General features: G+C 70.9%; 19 protein-coding genes and 2 pseudogenes. 9 read left to right on the top strand and 12 right to left on the bottom strand.

Features of this window, described 5'->3' with window-relative positions; genetic code table 11:
• Nucleotides 1-148 precede the first annotated feature (148 nt).
• A complete protein-coding gene (locus AC0VYD_RS04110; RefSeq protein ID WP_475478664.1) occupies nucleotides 149-1,639 on the bottom strand; it encodes a dicarboxylate/amino acid:cation symporter in 1,491 nt (496 codons plus the stop codon).
• Between the two features lie 525 nt (nucleotides 1,640-2,164).
• Here AC0VYD_RS04110 and AC0VYD_RS04115 point away from each other — a divergent pair.
• Nucleotides 2,165-2,329 (top strand): annotated as a pseudogene (locus tag AC0VYD_RS04115) (Uma2 family endonuclease); the annotation flags it as partial.
• 217 nt (nucleotides 2,330-2,546) lie between these two features.
• Here AC0VYD_RS04115 and AC0VYD_RS04120 read toward each other — a convergent pair.
• The 3 genes from AC0VYD_RS04120 to AC0VYD_RS04130 form a co-directional block, all read right to left on the bottom strand.
• Nucleotides 2,547-4,316 carry an acetyl/propionyl/methylcrotonyl-CoA carboxylase subunit alpha gene (locus AC0VYD_RS04120; RefSeq protein WP_475478665.1) on the bottom strand — a complete coding sequence of 590 codons (1,770 nt, stop codon included), beginning with the start codon at nucleotides 4,314-4,316 and terminating at the stop codon, nucleotides 2,547-2,549.
• A gap of 87 nt (nucleotides 4,317-4,403) precedes the next feature.
• Complete coding sequence (locus AC0VYD_RS04125; protein WP_475478666.1) at nucleotides 4,404-4,643, bottom strand: acyl-CoA carboxylase subunit epsilon; 240 nt, start codon at nucleotides 4,641-4,643, stop codon at nucleotides 4,404-4,406.
• Nucleotides 4,640-6,250: a carboxyl transferase domain-containing protein gene (locus AC0VYD_RS04130; protein ID WP_473036604.1), complete on the bottom strand. Its 1,611-nt coding sequence runs from the start codon at nucleotides 6,248-6,250 to the stop codon at nucleotides 4,640-4,642. Before AC0VYD_RS04130 ends, AC0VYD_RS04125 begins: the two co-directional genes overlap by 4 nt.
• Nucleotides 6,251-6,513: 263 nt before the next feature.
• Between AC0VYD_RS04130 and AC0VYD_RS04135 the strand changes: the two genes are divergently transcribed.
• Nucleotides 6,514-9,159, top strand: coding sequence for a phosphoenolpyruvate carboxylase (locus AC0VYD_RS04135; protein WP_475478667.1), 2,646 nt, complete (start codon nucleotides 6,514-6,516; stop codon nucleotides 9,157-9,159).
• A 109-nt stretch (nucleotides 9,160-9,268) separates the two neighbouring features.
• On the opposite strand, the gene AC0VYD_RS04140 is transcribed toward AC0VYD_RS04135, so the two are convergent.
• Entirely contained in the window at nucleotides 9,269-9,877 is a 609-nt protein-coding gene (locus AC0VYD_RS04140) for a Uma2 family endonuclease (RefSeq protein ID WP_475478668.1), read from the bottom strand.
• Nucleotides 9,878-10,006: 129 nt separating this feature from the next.
• Here AC0VYD_RS04140 and AC0VYD_RS04145 point away from each other — a divergent pair.
• The 4 genes and pseudogenes from AC0VYD_RS04145 (at nucleotide 10,007) to AC0VYD_RS04160 (ending at nucleotide 13,394) form a co-directional block, all read left to right on the top strand.
• Nucleotides 10,007-10,848 (top strand): annotated as a pseudogene (locus AC0VYD_RS04145) (biotin--[acetyl-CoA-carboxylase] ligase).
• Nucleotides 10,849-10,951: 103 nt separating this feature from the next.
• Nucleotides 10,952-11,473 carry a PH domain-containing protein gene (locus AC0VYD_RS04150; protein WP_475478669.1) on the top strand — a complete coding sequence of 174 codons (522 nt, stop codon included), beginning with the start codon at nucleotides 10,952-10,954 and terminating at the stop codon, nucleotides 11,471-11,473.
• Nucleotides 11,474-11,616: 143 nt separating this feature from the next.
• On the top strand, nucleotides 11,617-12,612 hold the full coding sequence (locus AC0VYD_RS04155) for an adenylate/guanylate cyclase domain-containing protein (RefSeq protein ID WP_191268538.1): 996 nt from the start codon (nucleotides 11,617-11,619) through the stop codon (nucleotides 12,610-12,612).
• Between the two features lie 146 nt (nucleotides 12,613-12,758).
• The gene (locus AC0VYD_RS04160) at nucleotides 12,759-13,394 is read left to right on the top strand and encodes an MBL fold metallo-hydrolase (protein WP_475478670.1); all 636 of its coding nucleotides are present in this window, start codon (nucleotides 12,759-12,761) and stop codon (nucleotides 13,392-13,394) included.
• A gap of 80 nt (nucleotides 13,395-13,474) precedes the next feature.
• Here AC0VYD_RS04160 and AC0VYD_RS04165 read toward each other — a convergent pair whose 3' ends face one another.
• Nucleotides 13,475-15,238 (bottom strand): glycosyltransferase family protein, encoded by a 1,764-nt coding sequence (locus AC0VYD_RS04165; protein ID WP_475478671.1) that lies wholly within the window; start codon nucleotides 15,236-15,238, stop codon nucleotides 13,475-13,477.
• Nucleotides 15,239-15,401: 163 nt separating this feature from the next.
• Nucleotides 15,402-16,400 carry a LysR family transcriptional regulator gene (locus AC0VYD_RS04170; protein ID WP_475478672.1) on the bottom strand — a complete coding sequence of 333 codons (999 nt, stop codon included), beginning with the start codon at nucleotides 16,398-16,400 and terminating at the stop codon, nucleotides 15,402-15,404.
• A 131-nt stretch (nucleotides 16,401-16,531) separates the two neighbouring features.
• Between AC0VYD_RS04170 and AC0VYD_RS04175 the strand changes: the two genes are divergently transcribed.
• Genes AC0VYD_RS04175 through AC0VYD_RS04185 form a run of 3 tightly spaced genes read left to right on the top strand, consistent with a single transcriptional unit; the run spans nucleotide 16,532 to nucleotide 19,872 of the window.
• Entirely contained in the window at nucleotides 16,532-17,182 is a 651-nt protein-coding gene (locus tag AC0VYD_RS04175) for a succinate dehydrogenase cytochrome b subunit (RefSeq protein ID WP_473041046.1), read from the top strand.
• Nucleotides 17,183-19,129, top strand: a complete 1,947-nt coding sequence (locus AC0VYD_RS04180; RefSeq protein ID WP_475478673.1) for a fumarate reductase/succinate dehydrogenase flavoprotein subunit — start codon at nucleotides 17,183-17,185, stop codon at nucleotides 19,127-19,129.
• Nucleotides 19,126-19,872 carry a succinate dehydrogenase/fumarate reductase iron-sulfur subunit gene (locus tag AC0VYD_RS04185; protein WP_475478674.1) on the top strand — a complete coding sequence of 249 codons (747 nt, stop codon included), beginning with the start codon at nucleotides 19,126-19,128 and terminating at the stop codon, nucleotides 19,870-19,872. The genes AC0VYD_RS04180 and AC0VYD_RS04185 overlap by 4 nt, the downstream gene beginning before the upstream one ends.
• Before the next feature lie 63 nt (nucleotides 19,873-19,935).
• Here AC0VYD_RS04185 and AC0VYD_RS04190 read toward each other — a convergent pair whose 3' ends face one another.
• From AC0VYD_RS04190 to AC0VYD_RS04210, 5 genes are all read right to left on the bottom strand, one after another.
• On the bottom strand, nucleotides 19,936-20,454 hold the full coding sequence (locus tag AC0VYD_RS04190) for a P-loop nucleotide/nucleoside kinase family protein (RefSeq protein ID WP_475478675.1): 519 nt from the start codon (nucleotides 20,452-20,454) through the stop codon (nucleotides 19,936-19,938).
• 33 nt (nucleotides 20,455-20,487) lie between these two features.
• On the bottom strand, nucleotides 20,488-21,123 hold the full coding sequence (locus AC0VYD_RS04195) for a GNAT family N-acetyltransferase (protein ID WP_475478676.1): 636 nt from the start codon (nucleotides 21,121-21,123) through the stop codon (nucleotides 20,488-20,490).
• Between the two features lie 107 nt (nucleotides 21,124-21,230).
• Nucleotides 21,231-21,866: a GNAT family N-acetyltransferase gene (locus AC0VYD_RS04200; protein ID WP_475478677.1), complete on the bottom strand. Its 636-nt coding sequence runs from the start codon at nucleotides 21,864-21,866 to the stop codon at nucleotides 21,231-21,233.
• 49 nt (nucleotides 21,867-21,915) lie between these two features.
• Nucleotides 21,916-22,644 (bottom strand): TrmH family RNA methyltransferase, encoded by a 729-nt coding sequence (locus AC0VYD_RS04205; protein WP_475478678.1) that lies wholly within the window; start codon nucleotides 22,642-22,644, stop codon nucleotides 21,916-21,918.
• 123 nt (nucleotides 22,645-22,767) lie between these two features.
• Entirely contained in the window at nucleotides 22,768-23,157 is a 390-nt protein-coding gene (locus AC0VYD_RS04210) for a DUF3054 domain-containing protein (RefSeq protein ID WP_475478679.1), read from the bottom strand.
• Nucleotides 23,158-23,222: the final 65 nt, after the last annotated feature.

A 23,222-nucleotide genomic window follows, 5' to 3' on the forward strand; every position in this document is an offset into this window, starting at 1 on the left:
ACCACAGGGACGAACAGGAGGCCGCCGCAGTTCCCGCCCCGGCCCCCTGTCGCTGTTGTCTCCCGCGCGCACGGGACCTTCCCCGCACACGCGACGGGGCCCGCCGAAGTCACTTCGGCGGGCCCCGTCGCAGAACGGTACCTCGGGGTCAGCCTCTGGAACCCGAACCGGCGGACGCGAGGTCCTCCTCGCGGGCCCCGTCCGGACCCGCCCCGTCCGGACCCGCCCCGTCCCCGGCCGGGTCCGCGGCGGTGCGGGCGGCCGCGGCCTCCTCGGCGGTCGCGGTGCCGGGCTCGTCCAGCGGGACGAAACCGGTGGTGCCGCGCGGAGCGTGGTAGCGGACCGGGTCGAGGATGCCCTCGCGCTTGGCGACGATCGCCGGGACCAGGGCCTGACCGGCGACGTTCGTTGCGGTGCGGCCCATGTCCAGGATCGGGTCGACGGCCAGCAGCAGGCCGACGCCCTCCAGGGGCAGGCCCACCGTGGACAGGGTCAGCGTCAGCATGACGGTCGCGCCGGTGGTGCCCGCGGTGGCCGCGGAGCCGATCACCGAGACGAACACGATCAGCAGGTAGTCGGTGACCGCCAGGTCCACGCCGAAGAACTGGGCGACGAAGATCGCCGAGATCGCCGGGTAGATCGCGGCGCAGCCGTCCATCTTGGTGGTGGCGCCGAACGGGACCGCGAAGGCGGAGTAGTGGCGGGGCACCCCGAAGTTCTGCTCGGCGACGCGCTGGGTGACGGGCAGCGTGCCCATCGAGGAGCGCGAGACGAAGCCGAGCTGGACGGCGGGCCACACACCGGTGAAGTACTTGACCGGGGACAGCCCGTTGAGGCGGGCGATCACCGGGTAGACGACGAACACCACCAGGGCCAGGCCGATGTAGATCGTGAGGGCGAACTGCCCGAGCGCACCGATGGTGGTCCAGCCGTAGCTGTAGACGGCGTTGCCCAGCAGGCCCACGGTGCCGATCGGCGCGAGGCGGATGACCCACCACAGGGCCTTGAGCACGACCTCCAGGGTGGAGGCGGTGAAGTTGATGAAGGGCTCGGCCGCCTTGCCGACCTTCACCGCGGCGATGCCCAGGGCCACGGCGATCACGATCAGCTGGAGCGCGTTGAAGCTCAGCGAGGTGGACAGGGAGCCGTCGTCGGCGGCGGAGGTGTTCGCGGCCAGGCCCAGGAAGTTGGCCGGGACCAGGCTCTCGATGAAGGCCAGCCAGGAGCCGTGGGTGGAGGGCTCGGCTGCGGTGGACGCGTCCACGGAGCTGTTCAGGCCCGGACGCACGGTCAGCCCGAGGACGATCGCGATGGCCACCGAGACCAGTGCGGTGACGGCGAACCAGAGCAGGGTCTTCCACGCCAGCCGGGCGGCGTTGGCGACGTTGCGCAGGTTCGCGATGGAGGAGATGACGGCGAGGACGATCAGTGGCGGCACGATCGTGCGCAGCAGCGCCACGAAGGTGGAACCGACGGTCTGGAGGGTGACGGCCAGCCAGTTCGGCGCCTCCTCCTCACCGACGGGACCGATCTGGATGGCGACGACACCGAGGACGAGGCCGAGCACCAGACCGGTGAGGACCTGGGCGGCGAAGGGGAAACGCAGTCTGCGTCTGGGAGCTGTGGTCTGCTCGGACACGGAAGAGAACTCCAGAGATGGGTGGCCGGGCGCACGCGTGCGACGTCACGGGTCGGCGCGGCGGGCCGCGGGATCCCGGCACAGGGGATATGGGCGGGCATCACCGGTAGGGGTGACCTGGGAAGGGTGAGCGGCGCGCTGCCCGGCAGAAGGCGCGGGCGCGCGTGGACCTAGCTACACGCGTGGCTGTCGAAGCGGCACAGGTCGATGTGCCACCTTCGCGTCAGTCCCCAGATGTTCGTCACAGTCGAGAACGATAACCCGGTTTCCTTACCTTTTCCATACGTAAAGGGATGCTTCGGGCGGAGCCGCTGGTCGGAACGCCCGCTGCGCAGGCTCTTCCCGCATCCGGGGGCGACGAGGATCACCCCGCCGCGGCGTCGACGGGTCCGGTGTCCGGGGCGCGCGGGAGGGAACCATCCATGGAGGGGCCGGGGTGGGATGATTTCCCGAAAACACCGTTACGGGGTGACGTGAGTGGCTGCTTTGGGCGATGAGAACGATCCGACGACGGAAGACGACGCCATGTCCCCTCCCGCTGTGGCCGCATGCCCGGACCCTGAGCTCGACGGCATGATGCTGCTGCCGATGCCGCCACAGGACGGGTTCACCGCCGAAGATCTCGACCGGATTCCGAATCTTCCGCGCCACACCGAACTCATCGACGGAAGCCTGGTCCTGGTGAGCCCGTCGTCTACACCTACGAGCTCGATCCGGTGAACACGGCGTACGGGAACCTCCGTACCCATCGTGGGAGGCTCGAAGTGACAGCGCCCTGTGACCTGGACGTCGATCTGCTGCGCATTCGCCGGTACTACTGAGCTCGGGTATCCGGGTGGCCGGATCCGTACGAGGAGGGGAGGCACCGGTCACGGCGCCTCCCCTCCCGTGTGTTCCGGACCGGTCGTCAGGCGTCCTTGATCTCGCAGACCACCGCGCCGTTGCCGACGGTCTCGCCCGCGGTGACCTTCAACCCGGTCACCACGCCCGCCCGGTGCGCGCTCAGCGGCTGCTCCATCTTCATCGCCTCGATGACGACCACGGTCTCGCCCTCGGCGACCTGCTGGCCTTCGGCGGCCACCAGCTTGACCACGGTGCCCTGCATCGGTGAGACCAGTGAGTCACCGCTGGCCGCCGCGGCGCCGCCGCCCTTGCGGGCGGCACGCTTCCTGCGCCCACCGCCGCCACCGCTGGCGGCCGGGGCCGCGGTCGCGCCCAGGGATGCGGGCAGCACGACCTCCACGCGCTTGCCGCCGACCTCCACGGTCACCCGCTCGCGCTCGGCCTCCTCCGCGGTGCCCACCTCACCGGCCCAGGGCTCGATCCGGTTGTCGAACTCGGTCTCGATCCACCGGGTGTAGACCCCGAAGGCCTGGGCCGGGTCGGCGGGGGCGAACGCCGGATCGGTGACCACGGTCTGGTGGAAGGGGATCACCGTGGGCATGCCGCCCACGGTGAACTCAGCCAGGGCGCGGCGCGAGCGCTGCAGCGCCTCGGTGCGGGTGCGGCCGGTCACGATCAGCTTGGCGACCATGGAGTCGAAGGCCTGCGGGACGGTGAAACCCGCCTCGCAGCCGGTGTCCACCCGCACACCCGGACCGCCGGGCAGGTTGAAGTCGGTGATGGTGCCGGGGGCGGGCATGAAGCCCCGTCCCGCGTCCTCGGCGTTGATCCGGAACTCGAAGGAGTGTCCGCGGATCTCGGGGTCGTCATAGCCCAGCTCCTCGCCGTCGGCGATCCGGAACATCTCCCGGACCAGGTCGATGCCGGTGACCTCCTCGCTCACCGGGTGCTCGACCTGCAGGCGGGTGTTGACCTCCAGGAAGGAGATGGTGCCGTCCACCCCGACCAGGAACTCACAGGTGCCCGCGCCCACGTACCCGGCCTCGGCCAGGATGGCCTTGGAGGAGGCGTACAGCCGCTCCATCTGCTCGGGCGAAAGGAACGGCGCCGGGGCCTCCTCCACCAGCTTCTGGTGCCGGCGCTGCAGGGAGCAGTCCCGGGTGGAGACCACCACGACGTTGCCGTGGGTGTCGGCCAGGCACTGCGTCTCCACGTGCCGTGGCCGGTCCAGGTAGCGCTCGACGAAGCACTCGCCCCGCCCGAACGCGGTGACGGCCTCGCGTACCGCTGACTCGTAGGCGTCGGGCACCTCGGCCAGGGTGTGGGCCACCTTGAGGCCGCGGCCGCCGCCGCCGAAGGCCGCCTTGATCGCGATCGGCAGCCCGTGCTCGTTGGCGAAGGCCACGACCTCCTCGGCCGACTCGACCGGGTCGGGGGTGCCCGCCACCAGGGGGGCGCCGACCTTCTGGGCGATGTGGCGGGCCTGGACCTTGTCGCCCAGCGCGGTGATCGCGGCCGGGGGCGGACCGATCCAGGTCAGCCCGGCGTCGATGACCGCCTGGGCGAAGTCGGCGTTCTCGGCCAGGAAGCCGTAGCCGGGGTGGACGGCGTCCGCTCCGGAGGCGTCGGCCACGGCCAGGAGCTTGGCGATGTCCAGGTAGGAGTCGGCCGGGGTGGAACCGCCCAGGCTGTGGGCCTGGTCGGCGACCTTGACGTGCAGGGCGTCCAGGTCGGGCTCGGCGTAGACGGCGACGCTGGCGAGCCCGGCGTCGCGGCAGGCGCGGGCGATGCGCACGGCGATCTCGCCGCGGTTGGCGATCAGAACTTTACGCACGGTGGAAATCCTCCAGCTGGAGCGTGGAGCGGGTCACGCGCCGACCGCTCGACGAAGGGTCTGGGACAACGGGGAGCACGTCAGGGGTCACCTCGTGCTCAGGCGCCAGGCACCGGGGCCCGGACGCAGGGGGGTGCGCATACCGCGTGAGCGGTCCCGCCAACCGGAGGCGGGACGCTCCGGCTCGGGCGCCTCGGCGGCGGCGCGGGCGGCCGCCGCACGGGCGCCGAGGACGGCGGTGAGCACCGCGATCTCCTCCTCGGAGGGCTCGCCGCGGACCACGGTCAGGTGCGGTGGCCGGTGTGAGGGCAGGTCGGGCGCGCTCACAGCGGAATGTTCCCGTGCTTCTTCGGCGGCAGCTGCCTGCGCTTGTTGCGCAGCGCCTTCAACGCCTTGGCGACCTGGACCCGCGTCTCGGAGGGCATGATGACCCCGTCCACGTAACCGCGTTCGGCGGCCGAGTAGGGGTTCAGCAGGGTGTCCTCGTACTCGCCGACGAGGCGGGCGCGCTCGGCCTCGACGTCGTCGGCCGCGGCGAGGGTCCGCCGGTGCAGGATGTTGACCGCCCCCTGCGCGCCCATGACCGCGATCTGTGCGGTGGGCCAGGCCAGGTTGACGTCGGCACCCAGGTGCTTGGAGCCCATCACGTCGTAGGCGCCGCCGAACGCCTTGCGCGTGATCACGGTGATCAACGGGACTGTGGCCTCGGCGTAGGCGTACAGGAGCTTGGCGCCCCTGCGGATGATGCCGTCCCACTCCTGGTCGGTGCCGGGCAGGAAGCCGGGCACGTCGACGAAGGTCAGTACCGGCACGTTGAACGCGTCGCAGGTGCGTACGAACCGTGCGGCCTTCTCGGAGGCGTCGATGTCCAGGCAGCCCGCGAAGCTCATGGGCTGGTTGGCGACGATGCCCACGGAACGGCCGTCCACCCGGCCGTAACCCACCACGATGTTGGTGGCGAACTGGGCGTGCACCTCCAGGAAGTCGCCGTCGTCCAGGACCGACTCGATGACCTGCCGCATGTCGTAGGGCTGGTTGGCCGAGTCCGGGATGAACGTGTCCAGGGCCAGGTCGGCCTCGGTGGTCTCGTCGCCGGGGTCCTCCTCGGGGGCCAGCGGCGGGGCGTCCTCCAGGTTGTTGTCGGGCAGGTGCGAGAGCAGGGTCTTCACGTAGTCGATGGCGTCCTGCTCGTCGGAGCCCATGTAGTGGGCCACGCCCGACCTGCTGGAGTGCGTGGTGGCGCCGCCGAGGTCCTCCATGGAGACGTCCTCGCCCGTGACGGTCTTGATGACGTCGGGCCCGGTGATGAACATCTGGGAGGTTTTGTCGACCATCACGACGAAGTCGGTGAGCGCGGGGGAGTAGACGTGCCCGCCCGCCGTGGCGCCCATGATCAGGGAGATCTGCGGGATGACGCCGGAGGCGTGGGTGTTGCGTTTGAAGATCTCCGCGTACAGGCCCAGCGCCACCACACCCTCCTGGATGCGCGCGCCGCCCCCCTCGTTGATGCCCACGACGGGGCACCCGTTGGTGAGGGCGTGGTCGAGGACCTTACAGATCTTCTCACCGTAGACTTCGCCCAGCGATCCGCCGAAGACGGTGACGTCCTGGCTGAAGACGGCGACGGGGCGGCCGTCGACGGTTCCGTGGCCGGTCACGACGCCGTCGCCGTAGGGGCGGTTGGCGTCCAGGCCGAAGTTGGTGGAGCGGTGCCGGGCCAGTGCGTCGAACTCGACGAAGGAACCCGGATCGAGCAGTGCGTCGATCCGCTCGCGTGCGGTCATCTTGCCTTTGGCGTGCTGTTTCTCGACGGCTCGCTCGGATCCGGCGTGGACAGCTTCGTACCTGCGTCGCTGCAGGTCAGCAAGCTTTCCCGCGGTCGTGTGAATGTCGATCTCAGCCGCGGACAGCGGTTCAGGGGCTTCGGTGGCCATAACTGCCCAGGTTAGCTTCGGGGGGCCGGGCGGCCTGCACGCGGCCCGGGTTACTCGTCAGTAGGTTCGGCTTGGCGTGTCCGGCTGTCGAGGCGGCGCCCCCGGGGCGGGACGGAGTGTAAAAGGCACGCGGGACCCGCCGGAAAACGTGAGCCAATGTGAATTCGACCCGCCCGGCCACAATTGTTAACGCCAGGGCAAAACCGTGGAAATCCACCCCCCGCACGCGTGCCGCCAGGGGCGATCTCGGTAAGGTCGGCCCTATGACAGCGGTAAGTGCAGAACGCGACAGTGCCCGGCAGGAAGTCCCCGAACAGCTCAGAAATGACGTCAAGCTGCTCGGCGAGATGCTTGGAACGGTCCTCGCCGAAAGCGGCGGTGAGGATCTGCTCGCCGATGTCGAGAAACTCCGTCACGCGGTGATCGGCGCCCGGGACGGCGCCGTCACCACCGAGGAGATCACCGAGCTCGTCGGCGCCTGGCCGCTGGAACGCGCCAAGCAGGTGGCCCGCGCCTTCACGGTCTACTTCCACCTGGCCAACCTGGCCGAGGAACATCAGCGCATGCGCGCCCTGCGCGAACGCGACGACGCCGCGAACCCGCCCCGCGAGTCCCTCGCGGCGGCCGTACGCGCCGTCCGCGAGACCGACGGCGGCGAGGAACGCCTGGCCGAACTCGTCGAGGGCATGGAGTTCCACCCGGTGCTCACCGCCCACCCCACCGAGGCCCGGCGCCGCGCCGTCTCCACCTCCATCCTGCGGATCAGCGCCCAGCTGGACGCCTGGCACGCCTCCCACGAGGGCAGCAGCACCGCGGCCGAAGCGCACCGCCGCCTGCTGGAGGAGATCGACCTGCTCTGGCGCACCTCCCAGCTGCGCTACACCAAGCTCAACCCGCTCGACGAGGTGCGCACCGCCCTGGCCGCCTTCGACGAGACGATCTTCGCGACCATCCCGCAGGTCTACCGGGCCCTCGACACCGCCATCGACCCGGAGGGGACCGGAACGCGGGCGCCCCGCGCCACGCCCTTCGTCCGCTACGGCAGCTGGATCGGCGGCGACCGGGACGGTAACCCCTTCGTCACCCACGACGTGACCCGCGAGGCGGTGACCATCCAGTCCGAGCACATCCTGCGCGGCCTGGAAACCGCGTGCAGCCGCACCGCCCGCAACCTCACCGCCTACTCCAACCTCACCCCGGCCAGCCCCGCGCTGCTGGAGGCCATCTCCGAGGCCAAGGCCGCGCACCCGGCCCTGATGGGTGAGATCACCCAGCGCTCACCCAACGAGCCGTACCGCCAGTTCCTGCTTCTGGCCGCCGCGCGCCTGCACGCCACCCGCGAACGCGACGCCGACCTCGCCTACCCGGGTGCCGAGGACTTCCTCGCCGACCTGCGCCTGGTCCAGGAATCCCTGGCCGCGGCCGGGGCGAACCGCCAGGCCTACGGCGAACTCCAGCACCTGGTCTGGCAGGCCGAGACCTTCGGGTTCCACCTGGCCGAACTGGAGATCCGCCAGCACAGCGAGGTCCACGCGGCCGCGCTCGCCGAACTGGAGTCCGGCGGCCCCCGCTCTGAGCGCACCGAGGAGGTCCTCGACACCATCCGGACCGTCTCCTGGATCCAGGAGCGCTTCGGCGTGGAGGCCTGCCGCCGCTACATCGTCAGCTTCACCCGCTCGGCCGAGGACATCGAGGCCGTCTACAAGCTGGCCACCTACGCGCTGCCGCCCAAGCGCGTGCCGGTCCTGGACGTCATCCCGCTCTTCGAGACCGGGGCCGACCTGGAGGCCTCGCCCGGGGTGCTGGCCGGGATGCTCGAACTCCCGCAGGTCCGCCAGCGCCTGGCCGACAACGACCGCCGCGTGGAGGTCATGCTCGGCTACAGCGACTCCGCCAAGGACGTGGGTCCGGTCAGCGCCACCCTGCGCCTGTACGACGCCCAGGCCCGCCTGTCCGCGTGGGCCGGCGAGAACGACGTGCGCCTCACCCTCTTCCACGGCCGGGGCGGTTCCCTCGGCCGCGGCGGCGGTCCGGCCAGCCGGGCCCTGCTGGCGCAGGCGCCGGGCTCGGTCGGCGGACGGTTCAAGGTCACCGAGCAGGGCGAGGTCATCTTCGCCCGCTACGGCCAGGAGGCCATCGCCCGCCGCCACATCGAACAGGTCGGCCACGCCGTCCTGATGGCCTCCACCGACGACGTCCAGGAGCGCGAGCGCGCCGCCGCCGAGCTCTACCGGCCCCACGCCGACACCATCGCCGCCGCCGCGCAGAAGGCCTACCTCGACCTCATCGGCACCGAGGAGTTCGCGGTGTGGTTCTCCCAGGTCAGCCCGCTGGAGGAGCTCGGTGAGCTCCGGCTGGGCTCCCGTCCCGCCCGCAGGGGCGCGGCCAAGGGGCTCGGCGACCTGCGGGCGATCCCGTGGGTCTTCGCGTGGACGCAGACCAGGGTCAACCTGCCCGGCTGGTACGGCCTCGGTACGGGCCTGGCCGCCGTCACCGACCTGTCGGCCCTCCAGGACGCCTACCGGGAGTGGCCGCTGTTCGCGTCCCTGCTGGACAACGCGGAGATGAGCCTGGCCAAGGCCGACCGGACCATCGCCGAGCGCTACCTCGCCCTCGGCAACCGGCCCGAACTCACCGAGACGGTCCTTCGGGAGTACGACCTGACCCGCGAACTCGTCCTGCGGGTGACCGGCCACAGCCGCCTGCTGGAGAACCGCGCCGTCCTGTCCCGCGCCGTGGACCTGCGCAACCCGTACGTGGACGCGCTGAGCCACCTGCAGCTCCGCGCCCTGGAGGCGCTGCGCGGCGAGGAGGCCGACTCCCTGTCCGAGCAGGACAGCCAGCACCTGGAGCGCCTGCTCCTGCTGTCCGTCAACGGTGTGGCCGCAGGCCTGCAGAACACCGGCTGACCCCGGCGACCACACGGTCCGGGCCCCGCGCCAGGGGTTTCCAGGGGGTGTCACGCCCCCTGGGAACCGCCGCAGAGGTGCGGGGCCCGCGGCGTGTCCCCGGTGCGGTTCAGGCGGGGAACGCGCCGGTGTCGAGCGTCAGGTCGAAGGGGTCCGGGATGTGGATCTCCTTGCCGAAGGGAACCTTGGTGATGCTCGTGTACCGGCCGCTCTCCGGATCGGAGAAGAGGGTGACCTCGCCCCTGCCGCTCTCCGGGTCCCAGCGGTCCACCAGCAGGTACAGGGGGATCCCGGCGTGCGCGTAGCCCCACAGTTTGGGCTTGCGGTCCTTCTTCGCGGTGCTCCTGGAGGTCACCTCGACCACGAGGAGCGCGTCCTCGGCGGAATGTTCGGAGCTGCGCACCATGATGGAGCCCGGCAGGACCACGAGGTCGGGGATGTACAGGCTGCTGCGCCAGGGGACACGGAGGTCGATGTTCTGGTGCACACTCGCCTCCGCGAGAGGGCTGTTCTCACGCAGGGTCTCGCGGATGAACCACTTGTTGAGCAGGGCGACGATATGGGCGTGCTCGTCCTTGGGGGGAGTCATGATCCTGATCGCGCCTTCGATGATCTCGGCCCGCCACCCTTCGGGCAGGTCCAGCTCTTCCCAGGCGCGCAACAGGACTTCCCAGTGAGACGGCATGCTCAGCGCAGTCTCCGATTCCGCGATGGTCATCTGTCGCGACACCTCCAGTAGCTGAACGTAGCAATGCACGATCACCTGTGTGCTGGATTCAGCTTAACCGGGGCGCACCCGCCTCCGAGGGTTGTCCACAGAGGATTCCGGCGCTGCTGTAATGGGGCCATGACCGGTGAACACAGCAGTGAGACCCCCCCTCTGGACCGGGCCGCGATCACGGCCGCGGCGGTACGCCCCGGCGGGCTCTGGCGGAGCGTGGAGGTGGTGCCCGAGGCCGGTTCCACCAACACCGACCTGATCGCCCGCTCCAAGGCGGGGGCGCCCGAGGGCACCGTGCTGGCCACCGAACACCAGACCGCCGGGAAGGGGCGGCTCGGGCGCGGGTTCACCACCCCGCCGGGGGCCGCCCTGACCTTCTCCGTGCTGGTGCGGCCCGCCGTGCCGCCCGACTTCCTGGGTTGGCTCTCCCCGATGATGGGGGCGGCCGCCGTCGCCGCGGTCCGTCGAATGACCGGGGTCGGGGCCGTCCTGAAGTGGCCCAACGACGTCCTCGTGCCGGGGGAGGGGGAGAGGGCAAACTCGCCGGGATCCTCGCCGAGGCCGACTTCTCCGACCCCGCCCGGCTCGGTGTGGTGGTGGGCATGGGCCTCAACGTCGCCCAGGAACGCGGGGAGCTCCCGGTGCCGACCGCGACCTCGCTGCGGGCCGAGGGCGCGTCCGGAACCGGCCGGGACGCGCTGCTCGCGGCGGTCCTGGCCGGGTTCGAGGAGCGCTACACGGCCTGGACCGGGGCCGGGGGGAACGCCGGGGCCAGCGGGTTGGCCGCCGAGTACCGGGACGTGTGCGTCACGATCGGGCGCGGTGTCCGCGTCCACCTGCCCGGGGACCGGCTCCTGGAGGGCACCGCGACCGGTGTCGACGACCGGGCCCGGCTGCTGGTGGCGGGTCCCGGGGGCGAACAGGCGCTCAGCGCCGGGGACGTCGTGCACGTCCGGCCGGGGGACTGAGACCGCCGAACGGGAACCGGGGCCGCGGAGCCCGGAAAAGGTCGTCCACAGGGGAGAAACTCGCCTCTCCCGCACGGGGGCGCCCTGTGCCATTATCACCGTTATGGCTATCGCGGACCGCTACCTTTCCGACGACGAGGAACTCGTCTACGTCGCACGCCAGCACTGGACCGTCCTCGTGGGTGAGTTCGTGGCGCTCCTGCTGATCGTCGCGGTCGTGGGCACCGCCCTCTTCTTCGTCCCCTGGAACGAGGACTGGGGGCCGGTCGCCGGGGCCGTCGCGGCGGGCGTCGGTCTCGTCGCCGCGCTGGCCTTCTGGCTCGTCCCCATGCTGCGGTGGGCCACCACCGTCTACATCCTCACCAACCGGCGGCTGATGATACGGGAGGGCATGCTCTCCAAGCAGGGCCGTGACATGCCACTGACCAGGGTCAACGATGTTTCCTTCAATATCACGCTCTGGGAACGGATCATGCGGTACGGAACGTTGTCCATTCAGTCGGCATCAGAGCAGGAGGGCATGGTCCTCCAGCGCGTGCCCCGACCCCAGTGGTTCCAGTCGGAGATCTACCGCCAGGTCAACGTGGCCCAGCGGCCGGACTACCCGGATGGCCCCCAGGGCTGACCAACCGTCCCCGGTGGCCCGCGGCCCCCTGACCCGGAAGGCCGCGGGCGTAAGCTGGTGACGGATCCGACACCGCGCCCCCCGGCCGGTGACAAAGAGATTGCTCCCCGCCGCGGCGGGGAAGGTCCCGTGAAAGAGAACGTATGCCGTCGCGTCCTGACCCGAAAGCGATCGAGTCCGTCCTGCTCGGTGGTGAAGCGGTCTACACCAGGGAACAGGCGGTCGAGCTCGCCGGAGCCGATCCCGAACTGGCCGGGCGCGTCTGGCGCGCCCTCGGCTTCCCCACCCTGGGTGACGACTCGATCATCTTCGCCGAGAGCGATGTCGAGGCGTTGCGTATCGCCAACTCCCTGCTCCAGGAGGGCATCCTCGACGAGGAGGGCGTGGTCCGGTTCGCCCGTGCCATGGGTCAGACCATGGCCCGCCTGGCCGACTGGCAGACCAGCATCCTGAGCACGCTCATCTTCAAGGACGGCAACGACAGCGCCGCGGCCAGCCCCCTGATGAACCAGGTCAAGGAGCTCCTGCCGGACGTCGAGCGCCTGCTGCTGCACATCTGGCGCCGTCAGCTCGCGGCCTCCACCGCGCGCACCCTCGCCGTGATGTCCAACGGCCACGACATCGTGCCGAACTACTACCCGCTGATCGTCGGCTTCGCCGACCTGGTCTCCTTCACAACCCTCAGCCGTGAACTCGACGAGGTCGAGCTCGCCGGGGTCGTGGAGGGCTTCGAGGCCACGGCCGCCGACATCGTCGCCTCCGGCGGCGGTCGGGTCGTCAAGACCCTCGGCGACGAGGTCCTCTACGTCGCGGACTCACCGCTCCAGGCCGCCGACATCGCGCTGCGCCTGGCCTCCGGGGTCAAGACGCACGTGGAGGTCCCCGACGTCCGGGTGGGGGTCGCCTACGGGCCGGTGCTCACCCTGCACGGTGACGTCTTCGGCACCACGGTCAACCGCTCCAGCCGTCTCACCTCCTTCGCCCGCCCGGGCACCGTACTCATCGACGACGCGCTCGCCGAGAGCCTCGAAGAGGAGGAGGGGCTCCAGGTGGTCAAGGTCCGGGCCCGACACGCGCACGGCCTCGGACTCATCCAGCCCTACGCCCTGCGCCGCGACTTCGACGCCCCGAGCACCTGACCGGGGGCCTGGCCGGAAGGACGCCGCCGCCCGCCGCGGGAAATTCCCCGACACCCGGGTGACCGGCGCGGAACGGTGTGTGCGCGGGGGGACCGGCGGGATAAGCTCGAAGCTCCAGCCCCCGTGAGACGTCAGGTGGTGAGCCAGTGAGTTCCCTTTCCCCCGTCCAGCGGCTACGTACTTCCGGAGTCCTCAGTGTGGAGGGCACCGAGTCCAACGTCGAGAACAACGTGTGGATCGTCGGCAACGACGACAGCGCGGTGGTGATCGACGCCTCCCATGACCACGAGCGCATCGCCCGGGGGCTCGGGGACCGTGAACTCATGGCGATCGTGTGCACGCACGGGCACGGCGACCACGTCAACGCGGCGGTGGCCCTGGCCGAGCTCACGGACTCCCCGATCCTGCTCCACCCGGACGACGCCGAGCTGTGGCAGCAGGTCCACCCCTACCGCGAACCCGACGCCCCGCTGCTGCACGGCGAGGTGCTGCGTGCCGGGGACGTGGAGCTCACCGTCCTGCACACCCCCGGCCACACACCGGGCGGGGTCTCCTTCCACGCCCCCGAACTCGGCGTGGTCTTCAGCGGGGACACCCTCTTCCCGGACGGGCCGGGGGCCACCGGCCAGCCCTCGTCCGACTTTCCGACGATCATCGCGTCCATCCGCGACCAGTTGGCCAACCTGCCCGGAGACACCGTGGTGCACCCCGGACACGGCGACTCCACCACCGTCGCCGAGGCCGCCGCGCACCTGGAGGAGTGGACCAGCCGCGGCTTCTGAGCCCGGTGCGGCCCGCACCCGAGTGCTCGGGTCGGCGCCCGGGCTGCCCGGGGCCGCGGCCCGACGGCGGACACCGCCTCTCAGGGCACCGGCATCGGGTCGGCGGTCTCCAGGAACTCCGCCGGGACCCTGACCCCCAGGCGCGCCAGCCGACGCAGGTGGGTCCGGTGGCCGAACCGTTCACGCAGGACCTCGTGCCCGCGTTCGACCTGGTGCCCGTACCGCTCCCCGTCTGCCATCAGCGCCTCGACCTCGGCCCGGACCCCCGCGGGGTCGGTGTAGAGCGCCGCCGCGCCGAAGACCGGTTCGAAGGAGTGCGGCAGCAGGGTCGGCAGGCCCGCGGCGATGGCCTCCAGCGGTGCCCGGCCGAAGGGTTCGAGGTGGCCCTCCCCGGTGAAGTACACGTACGCGTCCAGACCGTGCAGGAAGTCGCGCACCTCCACGGAGTCGAAGTCGTGCACCCGCCAGTGGTCGGGCAGGACCCCCAGGACGCGCTCGGGCGCCTTCGCGCCGCCCAGGACGTGCGTCTCCCAGCCCGGCAGCCCCGGGTAGGCGGCGGTCAGCGCAGCCGGCTCCCCCGGCCACTTGTCCCGGTGGTCGCGCGAGTGCCGGCCGAGCAGGACCCGGCCGTCCGGCGCGCGCCGGGACTCCCGCTGCCAGGCGTCCAGGTCGATGATGTTGGTCCAGTCCTCGTCGGCCAGCGGTATCCCCGCCATCTCCGCGCCGTGGTGCGAGACCATCGCCTCGCGCACCCGTGGGCTGACCGGGTACCAGGTGTGCTCTCCGAGCAGGCTCCGGAACCCCTCCGCGCAGCGGGCGACGTCCCACGCCTCGTTCCTGGCCTCCTCGACTCCGTAGCGCCGGAGCGGGGTCTGGTTGAGCACCACGATCCGACGTGCGGCCTCCACCGAGGGCAGCACGTCCAACGGCCGCTGCCCGATCAGGGGGAACCTGACCACGAGCAGGTCGCAGGTCACCCGCTCGTCGGGGGCGACGAAACGGACGAGGTCGTTGTCCACGGCGGCCAGGACCTTGGGGTTGACGCCCAGGGACTGGTCTCCGGACAGCGCCGGATGGTGGACCAGGCCGGTACGCAGTCCCGCGCGCCGCTGGGCGGTGATCTCCTGGAGGTTGCTGCCGGTCGTGCCCCCGGGAAGCCGGAAGTCGGACATCACCACCACGTCGAAGTGCTGGGAGGGTGCGGGCGGACGCACCCGGGCGGTCAGCAGCAGGGGCACCCCCGACGAACCCCGGGCGTCCCGGGGAGCGGCCAGGTCGGCCAGGTGGGCGTGGTTGCGGGCGTGCTCGGATCCCCCCGTGGCGCGGTGCCAGTTGGACAGGGTCTTGTGCGCTTCGGCCCGGACCCCGGGGCTGGCCCCGCCGTCCGAACCCAGGGCGCGGAGCTGGTCCGTTCCCAGGGTGCTGTACCCGGCCCAGAGCAGGTCCTGTGCGCTCGCCAGACGCTTCTCCGCTCGGGTCGGTGCGGGGCCCCGCTCCCGCAGGGACCGTTCCCGCAGTGCCCACCCCTCCACGGTCCGGTCCGCGCAGGAGTCAGCGGCCTCCTGGATCGTCTCCCGGAGCCGCTCGTCCCGCTTGCGTGCGGTACTCAGTTCGTCCCGGCGTTCGCGGGCCATTCCGTCCAGCCGTGCGCGGACCTCTCCCAGCTCTTCGGACAGGTGCCGACACCGCTCCTCCACGAGACGCCCGGTCCCCAGAGCCAGGAGGGCGAGCCCGGCGAAGGCCAGTGCCAGGGCGGGCCCCGGCGGACTGACGGCGACGGCGACGGCGGCCAGCCCGACGGCGGCCAGCACGATCTGCTTGCGGGAAATCGACCTGAGCCTCATGTTGCGACCACGTTCCGCGTAGAGGATGGGTGCCTCCCGGGCGGGCCCGGTGGGGCGCGCCGGCGGCGGGAGGGACCAGCTTCACCCAGCGGGCGGCGGGGGAGAAGCACCCCGGGTTCAGAGGAGGGTCGCTGACAGAGCGGGCGAAGCTGCCGATGTCGGATCAGTCGCGGTCGCCGGTCCCGTCCGGGAACCGGACCCCCTCCCGGTCGGGTTCGCCCGAGTTCCCGGCGGAGAGGAGGACCTCCAGGTCGGGCCCCAGGTCCTCGGGCGACATCGAGGACAGGTACCCGTGGAGGTGGTGGCGGAAGGCCTCCGCGGAGTGGGACGGTTCCACGTCCCTGCGCTGGGCCAGGGCCACCGTGCGCAGCAGCCGGGGCCGGGCCAGGGGGGTCCCGCGCAGGCCGGGGCGGTTGCGCAGCACCATGCTGGGCACCACCGCCAGGCCCAGCCCGGCCTCCACGAACCGCAGCACGGCGTCCATCTCGCCGCCCTCCACGGCCAGCTCCGGTTCGAAGCCCGAGGCCCGGCAGGCGCGTAGGGTGGCCTCGCGGACGTCGTACCCCCGGCGGAACATCACCAGGGGCCGTCCCTGGAGTTCGGTGATGCGCATCGAGGCGCGCCCGTTCGGCGAGGGCTGTGCGGTGGGGCTCGCCACCACCAGGTTCTCCCGCAGGATCGGCGTGGTCGAGAAGTCGGGGTCGCTGCTGTGCAGCGGGAGGATGATCAGGGCCATGTCCAGCTCGCCGCGGCCCAGGTCGCGGATGAGGTCGCGGGAACCGCTCTCCTCCACGTGGAGTTCGATGCCGGGGAAGCGGGTATGGAAATCGGAAAGCACGTCGGCCAGCAACCCGGCGCACAGGGACGGGGTGGCGCCCAGGCGGACCCGGCCCCGGCGGACCCCGGCGAGCTCGGCGACCTCGCGGCGGGCCGTCTCCAGGTCGGTGAGGATGCGTTGGGCCAGCGGGAGCAGCGCCTCGCCGGCCGGCGTGAGTGTGATGTTTCCCCGAGCACGACTGAATAACGGCGCACCCAACTCACGCTCAAGGCTCCGGATCTGTTTGCTCAAGCTCGGCTGGGCGACGCTGGAAAGCTCGGCTGCGCGGGTGAAATGGCGCGTGCGGGCCACAGCGACGAAGTAGGCGAGCTGTTGGAACTGCATGATCCATAGCCTATGGCTATGGAGGCCAGGGTCCCGATGACTTGGACGTTGGACTTAACCCGAATTTAGAGTGGCAGGCTGTGGCGAACAGTACCTTGACCAAGAAGCGGTCTACGGCCTACGGGTCCACGGTGGCGCTCAAGTCAGCAATGGCGGCCTCCGGTGCGATCCTCGTGCTGTATTTGATCGCGCACATGTACGGCAACCTGAAAGTCTTCGCTGGCCAGGAGTCCTTCGACGGCTACGCCCACGGTCTCCGCGAGCTGGGCTACCCGATCCTGCCCGAAAGCGGCTTCCTGTGGATCTTCCGGATCGTGCTCCTCGCGAGCGTCCTGATCCACATCTACTCGGCGGCGGTTCTGACGATTCGCGCGCGTAGGGCCCGTGAGCACCGTTACGCGGTGCGCAAGCGGGTGCAGCGCACCTACTCCTCCTACACCATGCGCTGGGGCGGTGTGCTGATCGCGCTCTTCGTGATCTTCCACATCCTGCACCTGACGGTGAACGCGATCGCGCCCGGCGGCAAGTCCGACAGCCCCTACGAGCGGCTCGTGAACGGGTTCCAGCCCGAGTTCTGGTATGTGACCCTCTTCTACGTGCTGTCGGTCATCGCTGTCGGCTTCCACCTGCGGCACGGCATCTGGAGCGGCATGGCCACTCTGGGCGCCAACAAGGCCAGCCGTCAGGGCAAGATCAACGCCGTCGCCGTGGTGATCGCGCTGGTCGTGACCGTCGGTTTCCTGCTTCCGCCCCTGGCGGTCACCTTTGGACTGGTGAGTTAATTGTCTGAGAACGACCTCTACATCGAGGGCGCCCCGATCCGCGACGAGAAGGCGCCCGAGGGACCGATCAACGAGCGCTGGGACAAGCGCCGCTTCTCGGCCAAGCTGGTCAACCCCGCGAACCGGCGCAAGCTCTCCGTGATCATCGTCGGCACCGGTCTGGCCGGTGCCGCCGCGGCGGCCACCATGGGCGAGGCCGGCTACAACGTCGTCTCGTTCTGTTACCAGGACAGCCCCCGGCGCGCGCACTCCATCGCCGCGCAGGGCGGCATCAACGCCGCGAAGAACTACCGCAACGACGGCGACAGCATCCACCGGCTGTTCTACGACACGGTCAAGGGCGGTGACTTCCGCTCCCGCGAGTCGAACGTCTACCGCCTGGCCCAGACCAGCGTCGAGATCATCGACCAGTGTGTGGCCCAGGGCGTGCCGTTCGCGCGTGAGTACGGCGGTCTGCTCGACAACCGCTCCTTCGGCGGTGTGCAGGTCTCCCGTACGTTCTACGCGCGCGGCCAGACGGGCCAGCAGCTGCTGATCGGCGCCTACCAGGCGCAGGAGCGGCAGATCGCGGCGGGCACCGTCCAGATGAACACCCGCCACGAGATGCTCGAGGTCATCGTCGTGGACGGCAAGGCGCGCGGCATCATCGCCCGTGACATGGTCACCGGCGAGATCGAGACGCACTTCGCCGACGCCGTGGTCCTGGCCACCGGCGGATACGGCAACGTCTTCTTCCTGTCGACCAACGCGATGGGCTCCAACGTCACCGCCGCGTGGCGCGCCCACCGCAAGGGCGCGCACTTCGCGAACCCCTGCTACACGCAGATCCACCCGACCTGCATCCCGGTCAGCGGCGACTACCAGTCCAAGCTGACCCTGATGAGCGAGTCGCTGCGCAACGACGGCCGGATCTGGGTGCCCAAGGAGGGCGGCGACACGCGCGACCCGCGCCAGATCCCCGAGGGCGAGCGCGACTACTACCTGGAGCGCATCTACCCGGCCTTCGGCAACCTGGTGCCGCGCGACATCGCGTCCCGTGCCGCCAAGAACGTCTGCGACGAGGGCCGCGGTGTCGGTCCCGGCGGTCTGGGCGTCTACCTCGACTTCGCCGACGCGATCGAGCGTCTGGGCAGGGACGCCGTCGAGGCCAAGTACGGCAACCTGTTCGACATGTACCAGCGCATCACCGGTGAGAACCCGTACGAGGTTCCGATGCGCATCTACCCCGCGGTGCACTACACCATGGGCGGCCTGTGGGTCGACTACGACCTCCAGAGCAGCATCCCCGGCCTGTTCGTGACCGGTGAGGCCAACTTCTCCGACCACGGCGCCAACCGTCTGGGCGCCAGTGCGCTGATGCAGGGTCTGGCGGACGGCTACTTCGTCCTGCCGAACACCATCAACGACTACCTGGCGGACGGCCCCTTCGAGAAGCTCGACGAGAGCCACCCCGAGGCCGTCAAGGCCAAGGAGGAGGTCACCTCCCGGATCGACAAGCTGCTCTCCATCAACGGTTCCCGCACCGTCGACTCCTTCCACAAGGAGCTCGGCCACATCATGTGGGACTACTGCGGTATGGAGCGCAACGAGGAGGGCCTGCGCAAGGCCATCGACCTCATCCGGGAGCTGCGCGCCGAGTTCTGGCGCGACGTCAAGGTGCTGGGCACGAACGAGGAGTTCAACCAGGCTCTGGAGAAGGCCAACCGCGTGGCCGACTTCCTGGAGCTGGGCGAGCTCATGTGCATCGACGCCCTGCACCGCCGTGAGTCCTGCGGCGGCCACTTCCGCGCCGAGAGCCAGACCGAGGACGGCGAGGCCCTGCGCCACGACGACGAGTTCGCCTACGTCGCCGCCTGGGAGTTCGGTGGTACGGACAGCAAGCCCGTGCTCCACAAGGAAGCCCTGGAGTACGAGTACGTCGAGATGAAGCAGCGGAGCTACAAGTGAACATCACCCTGCGCGTTTGGCGCCAGAAGGGCCGTGACGACGAAGGCCGGATGGTCACGTACAAGCTCACGGACGTCTCGCCGGACATGTCCTTCCTGGAGATGCTCGACGTTCTCAACGAGAAGCTCACGCTCGAGAACGAGGACCCGGTCGCCTTCGACCACGACTGCCGTGAGGGCATCTGCGGTGCCTGCGGTGTCGTGATCGACGGTGAGGCCCACGGGCCGGAGGTCACCACCACCTGCCAGCTGCACATGCGCAGCTTCAAGGACGGCGACACCATCACGGTGGAGCCGTGGCGGGCCAAGGCCTTCCCGGTCGTGAAGGACCTGGTCGTCGACCGGGGCTCGTTCGACCGCATCATCCAGGCGGGCGGCTTCATCAGCGCCCCGACGGGTACCGCGCCGGACGCCCACGCCAACCCGATCCCGAAGCCGGACGCCGACCGCGCCTTCGACGCCGCGACCTGCATCGGCTGCGGCGCCTGTGTGGCGGCCTGCCCGAACGCCTCGGGCATGCTGTTCACCGCGGCGAAGGTCACCCACCTCGGCATGCTCCCGCAGGGGCAGCCGGAGCGGGCCTCGCGTGTGGTGAACATGATCAACCAGCACGACGAGGAGGACTTCGGCGGCTGCACCAACATCGGTGAGTGCGCCGCGGTCTGCCCGAAGGGCATCCCGCTGGACACCATCTCCCAGCTCAACCGCGACCTGCTGGGTTCCCTCAGCAAGGGCATCAGCTAACCGTTACCCGGTCGTGTGTACGGGCCGCGCCCCTCGGGGCGCGGCCCGTTCGCGTGCGCGGGGTCAGTTCCGGAAGGGCTGGCGCAGCCGGTCCAGGGCTGCCCCGACGTTGGTCTCCAGGTCCCGCACGGAGTCGAGGACCAGGCGCTCGTCGTCCCACGAGGCCAGTCCCGATCCGCGCGCGGCCAGCGAGTCCCACGCGGGTTCGGGGAAGCCGGGCAGGTCGCGCTGGCGCCCCTGCAACCTGCTGCGGTGCAGGTCGGGGTCGGAGCAGACCACCTCGATCCAGGCCAGGGGGACGCGCTGGCGCCCGGCCAGCCCGCGCCACTGCTCCCGGGCGGCCTCGGCGTCGTTGACGGCGTCCACGACCACTGTCTGTCCCAGTGCGAGGACGTCGGCGGCCGTCGCCTCCACAGCCGCGTAGGCGGCCAAGCCCGTGGGCTGGGAGCGGTGGATTCCGGCCCGCCACAGGGCGGCCTCGACGGGGTCGACCGACAGTACGGGGGCGGGCAGGCGCCGCCCGAGTTCCTTGGCCACGGTGCTCTTGCCCGCGCCGGGCATCCCGGCCATCACGATCAGCATGGCACCACCCTTCCAGGGGGCGCCGACAGGCGGTCAGGCGGCGGGGCGGAGCATGCAGTGGGTAGAGGGGAAGGGCGGGTCGTTGACCGCCCGCATGACGCGGAAGCCGTACCTCTCGTAATAGCCGATGTTGCTCGGGTTCATGGTCTCCAGGTAGACCGCGACCCCGTCCGCGTCGGCCTGGGCCAGGCCCGCGCGCAGCAGTGCCGATCCCACACCGGTCCCACGTGCCACGGGGTCGGCGCCCAGGGTGGCCAGGTACCAGTGCGGCTCCTCGGGGGCGGACGCCTTCAGCTCCGCGAAGTAGCCCAGGACCTCCGGGAGCCTCCTCAGGCCCACCAGCGCGGCCAGGTGCGGCAGCGACCGCAGCACGGTGGCCGCGCTCTCCGCGTTTCCCCCGGGAGGGGCCCACAGGGCCGCGCCGCGCACCATCCGGCGCCCGTCCTCCTCGGCCTCGAACACGTCGGCCCGGCCGCGGGGCACGTACCCGAACCCCGCCTCCAGGGCGCTCAACCGGACCGAACGGGCCATGCGCGGGTTCGGGTCCGGGAACAGCCACCGGAAGAGGGGGTCCTCGCAGAAGGCCCGGCCGAGCACCCGGGCCACCTCCGGGACGTCGTCCATGGTTGCGGTGCGGACCGATCCGACGGTGGTGGCGACGGGTGCCATACGCGCTGTCTCCCTCTTCCCGGGGCTCGTCACCGCTCATGTTAGATTACGGGAACATCACGGCGGGTGGCTTTTCGGAAGGGTCCGGGCGCCCCGGGGCCGCCGGGTCAGGAGGCCGGTCGGAGCAGGAAGTAGCTGGTCCCGACGCCCTGGTGCGGGACCTCGTGCACGCAGCGGAAACCGAAGTGCTCGTAGAAACCGACACTCTTGTCGTTGAGGGTCTGGGTGAACACCGGCAGGCTCCGGGAGTCGGCCCCGTCCAGCCCGGCCGTGAGCAGCCCGCCGGCCACCCCGGTGCCCTCGGCGCTCGGGTCCACACCGAGCGCGGCCAGGTACAGATGGGGCTCCTGGGGGGAGGCCATCTTCCACTCGGCGAAGACCCGCACGAACGCGGCCAACCGGGCGCGACCGATCAGCGCACCCCAGTGCGGCCAGGTGCGCAGGGAGACCAGGGGGCCCTCGGGGTTGTTCGTCGGCTGGGCCCACAGCGCTGCGGCGCGGGTCACCGGGGCGGCGCCGGCGCCCTCGGCGGTCTCGGCGACCCGGGTGTCACCCGCGGGGACGTAACCGAACCCGGCAGCCAGCGCGAAGAAGCGGCGGACCTTGGCCATCCGCGTCTCCTCCTCGGGGAAGAGCCAGCGGAAGAGCGGATCGTCGTGGAGCGAACGGCTGAGCACCCGGGCCACCCCGGGAACGTCGTCGAGTGTGCTGGCACGGGCGGTGGAGGCGACGATCGGACTCATCCTGGCTGCTTTCTGGTAGGGGGCGTCCCGCTCATGGTAAGCGGGGCGATCACGGTTGCCGGGCGGCTGCCCCGGCGGCGACCGGCTGGTCGAACACGTGCGCACGGACCCAGGCGTGCATGGCCACGGCGGCCGCGGCGCCGGCGTTGATCGACCGGGTCGAACCGAACTGGGCGATCGACAGCACGGCCGCGCACACCTTCCGCACCTCCTCCGACAGGCCGGGGCCCTCCTGCCCGAACACCAGGACGGTGTCGCGCGGCAGCGGATAGGTCTCCAGGGGGACCGCGCCGGGCAGGTTGTCCACCCCGACCAGCACGAGGCCGCGCTCGGTGGCCCACGCCACCAGTGACTCCGTGTCCGGGTGGTGGTGGACGTGCTGGTACCGGTCGGTCACCATGGCGCCCCGCCGGTTCCAGCGGCGCTTGCCCACGATGTGCACGGCCGCGCAGCCGAAGGCGTTGGCGGTACGCACCACCGATCCGATGTTGAAGTCGTGCGTCCAGTTCTCCACGGCCACGTGGAACTCGTGTCGGACCGTGTCGAGGTCGGCGATGATCGCCTCACGGCGCCAGTACCGGTAGTGGTCGACGACATTGCGCCGGTCGCCGTTGGCCAGCAGCTCAGGATCGTAGTGGTCGCCCTCGGGCCAGGGGCCGGGCCACGGGCCCACACCGACCTCGCGCGCCTCGTCCTCCCCGGGGGCAGGGGCGGCGGGCGTCGCGGCGGCGGTTTCGGGCAGCACGGCGGCGGCCTCGGGTACAGGGTGCTCGTTCATCGCTTCCAGCTTACGAACCGCCCGGGGCCGCCCGAGCAGACCACGGCTCCGTCCGGCCTGACCCGGCGCCCGGCCGTGGGCCGGTGAAGGCTCGGTACCCCCGGGCGGACGTCCCCGTGCAAGTCACGGCCCCGGGTGACGCCGGCCCTGCCGCCTCCGCCGGGCCACCAGCAGGGCCGCGGCCCGCCAACCGAGCATGGTCACGGCCAGGAACAGGGAGGTCACCACTACGAAGGAGAACGGCGCCCCCTCCCCGCCGAGCAGGCGCAGCGGCATCGCGCCCGCGACCGTCACCGCCCACACCAGGACCCCGGTCGGCCAGATCCGGCCAGGGGAGCGCCACGCCAGGGTGACGACCCACCCCAGGGCCAACGCGACCAGGAACGGCCACGCGGTCCCGGCGACGGCGGCCGGCGCCAGGCCGGTCGCGTGGTCGGCCTTGCCCACCACGACGAAGACGAGCACGCAGAGCAGGTCGGCCAGCAGAGCCGCCAGCGGGGTGTACGAACGCATGCCACCAGGCTAGACCTGTCTTCTGCACGGTCTCGGCCGGGCTCGGGGCGGTAGACGCGGCCCCG

This window comes from Nocardiopsis sp. iso_40 (assembly GCF_056173285.1).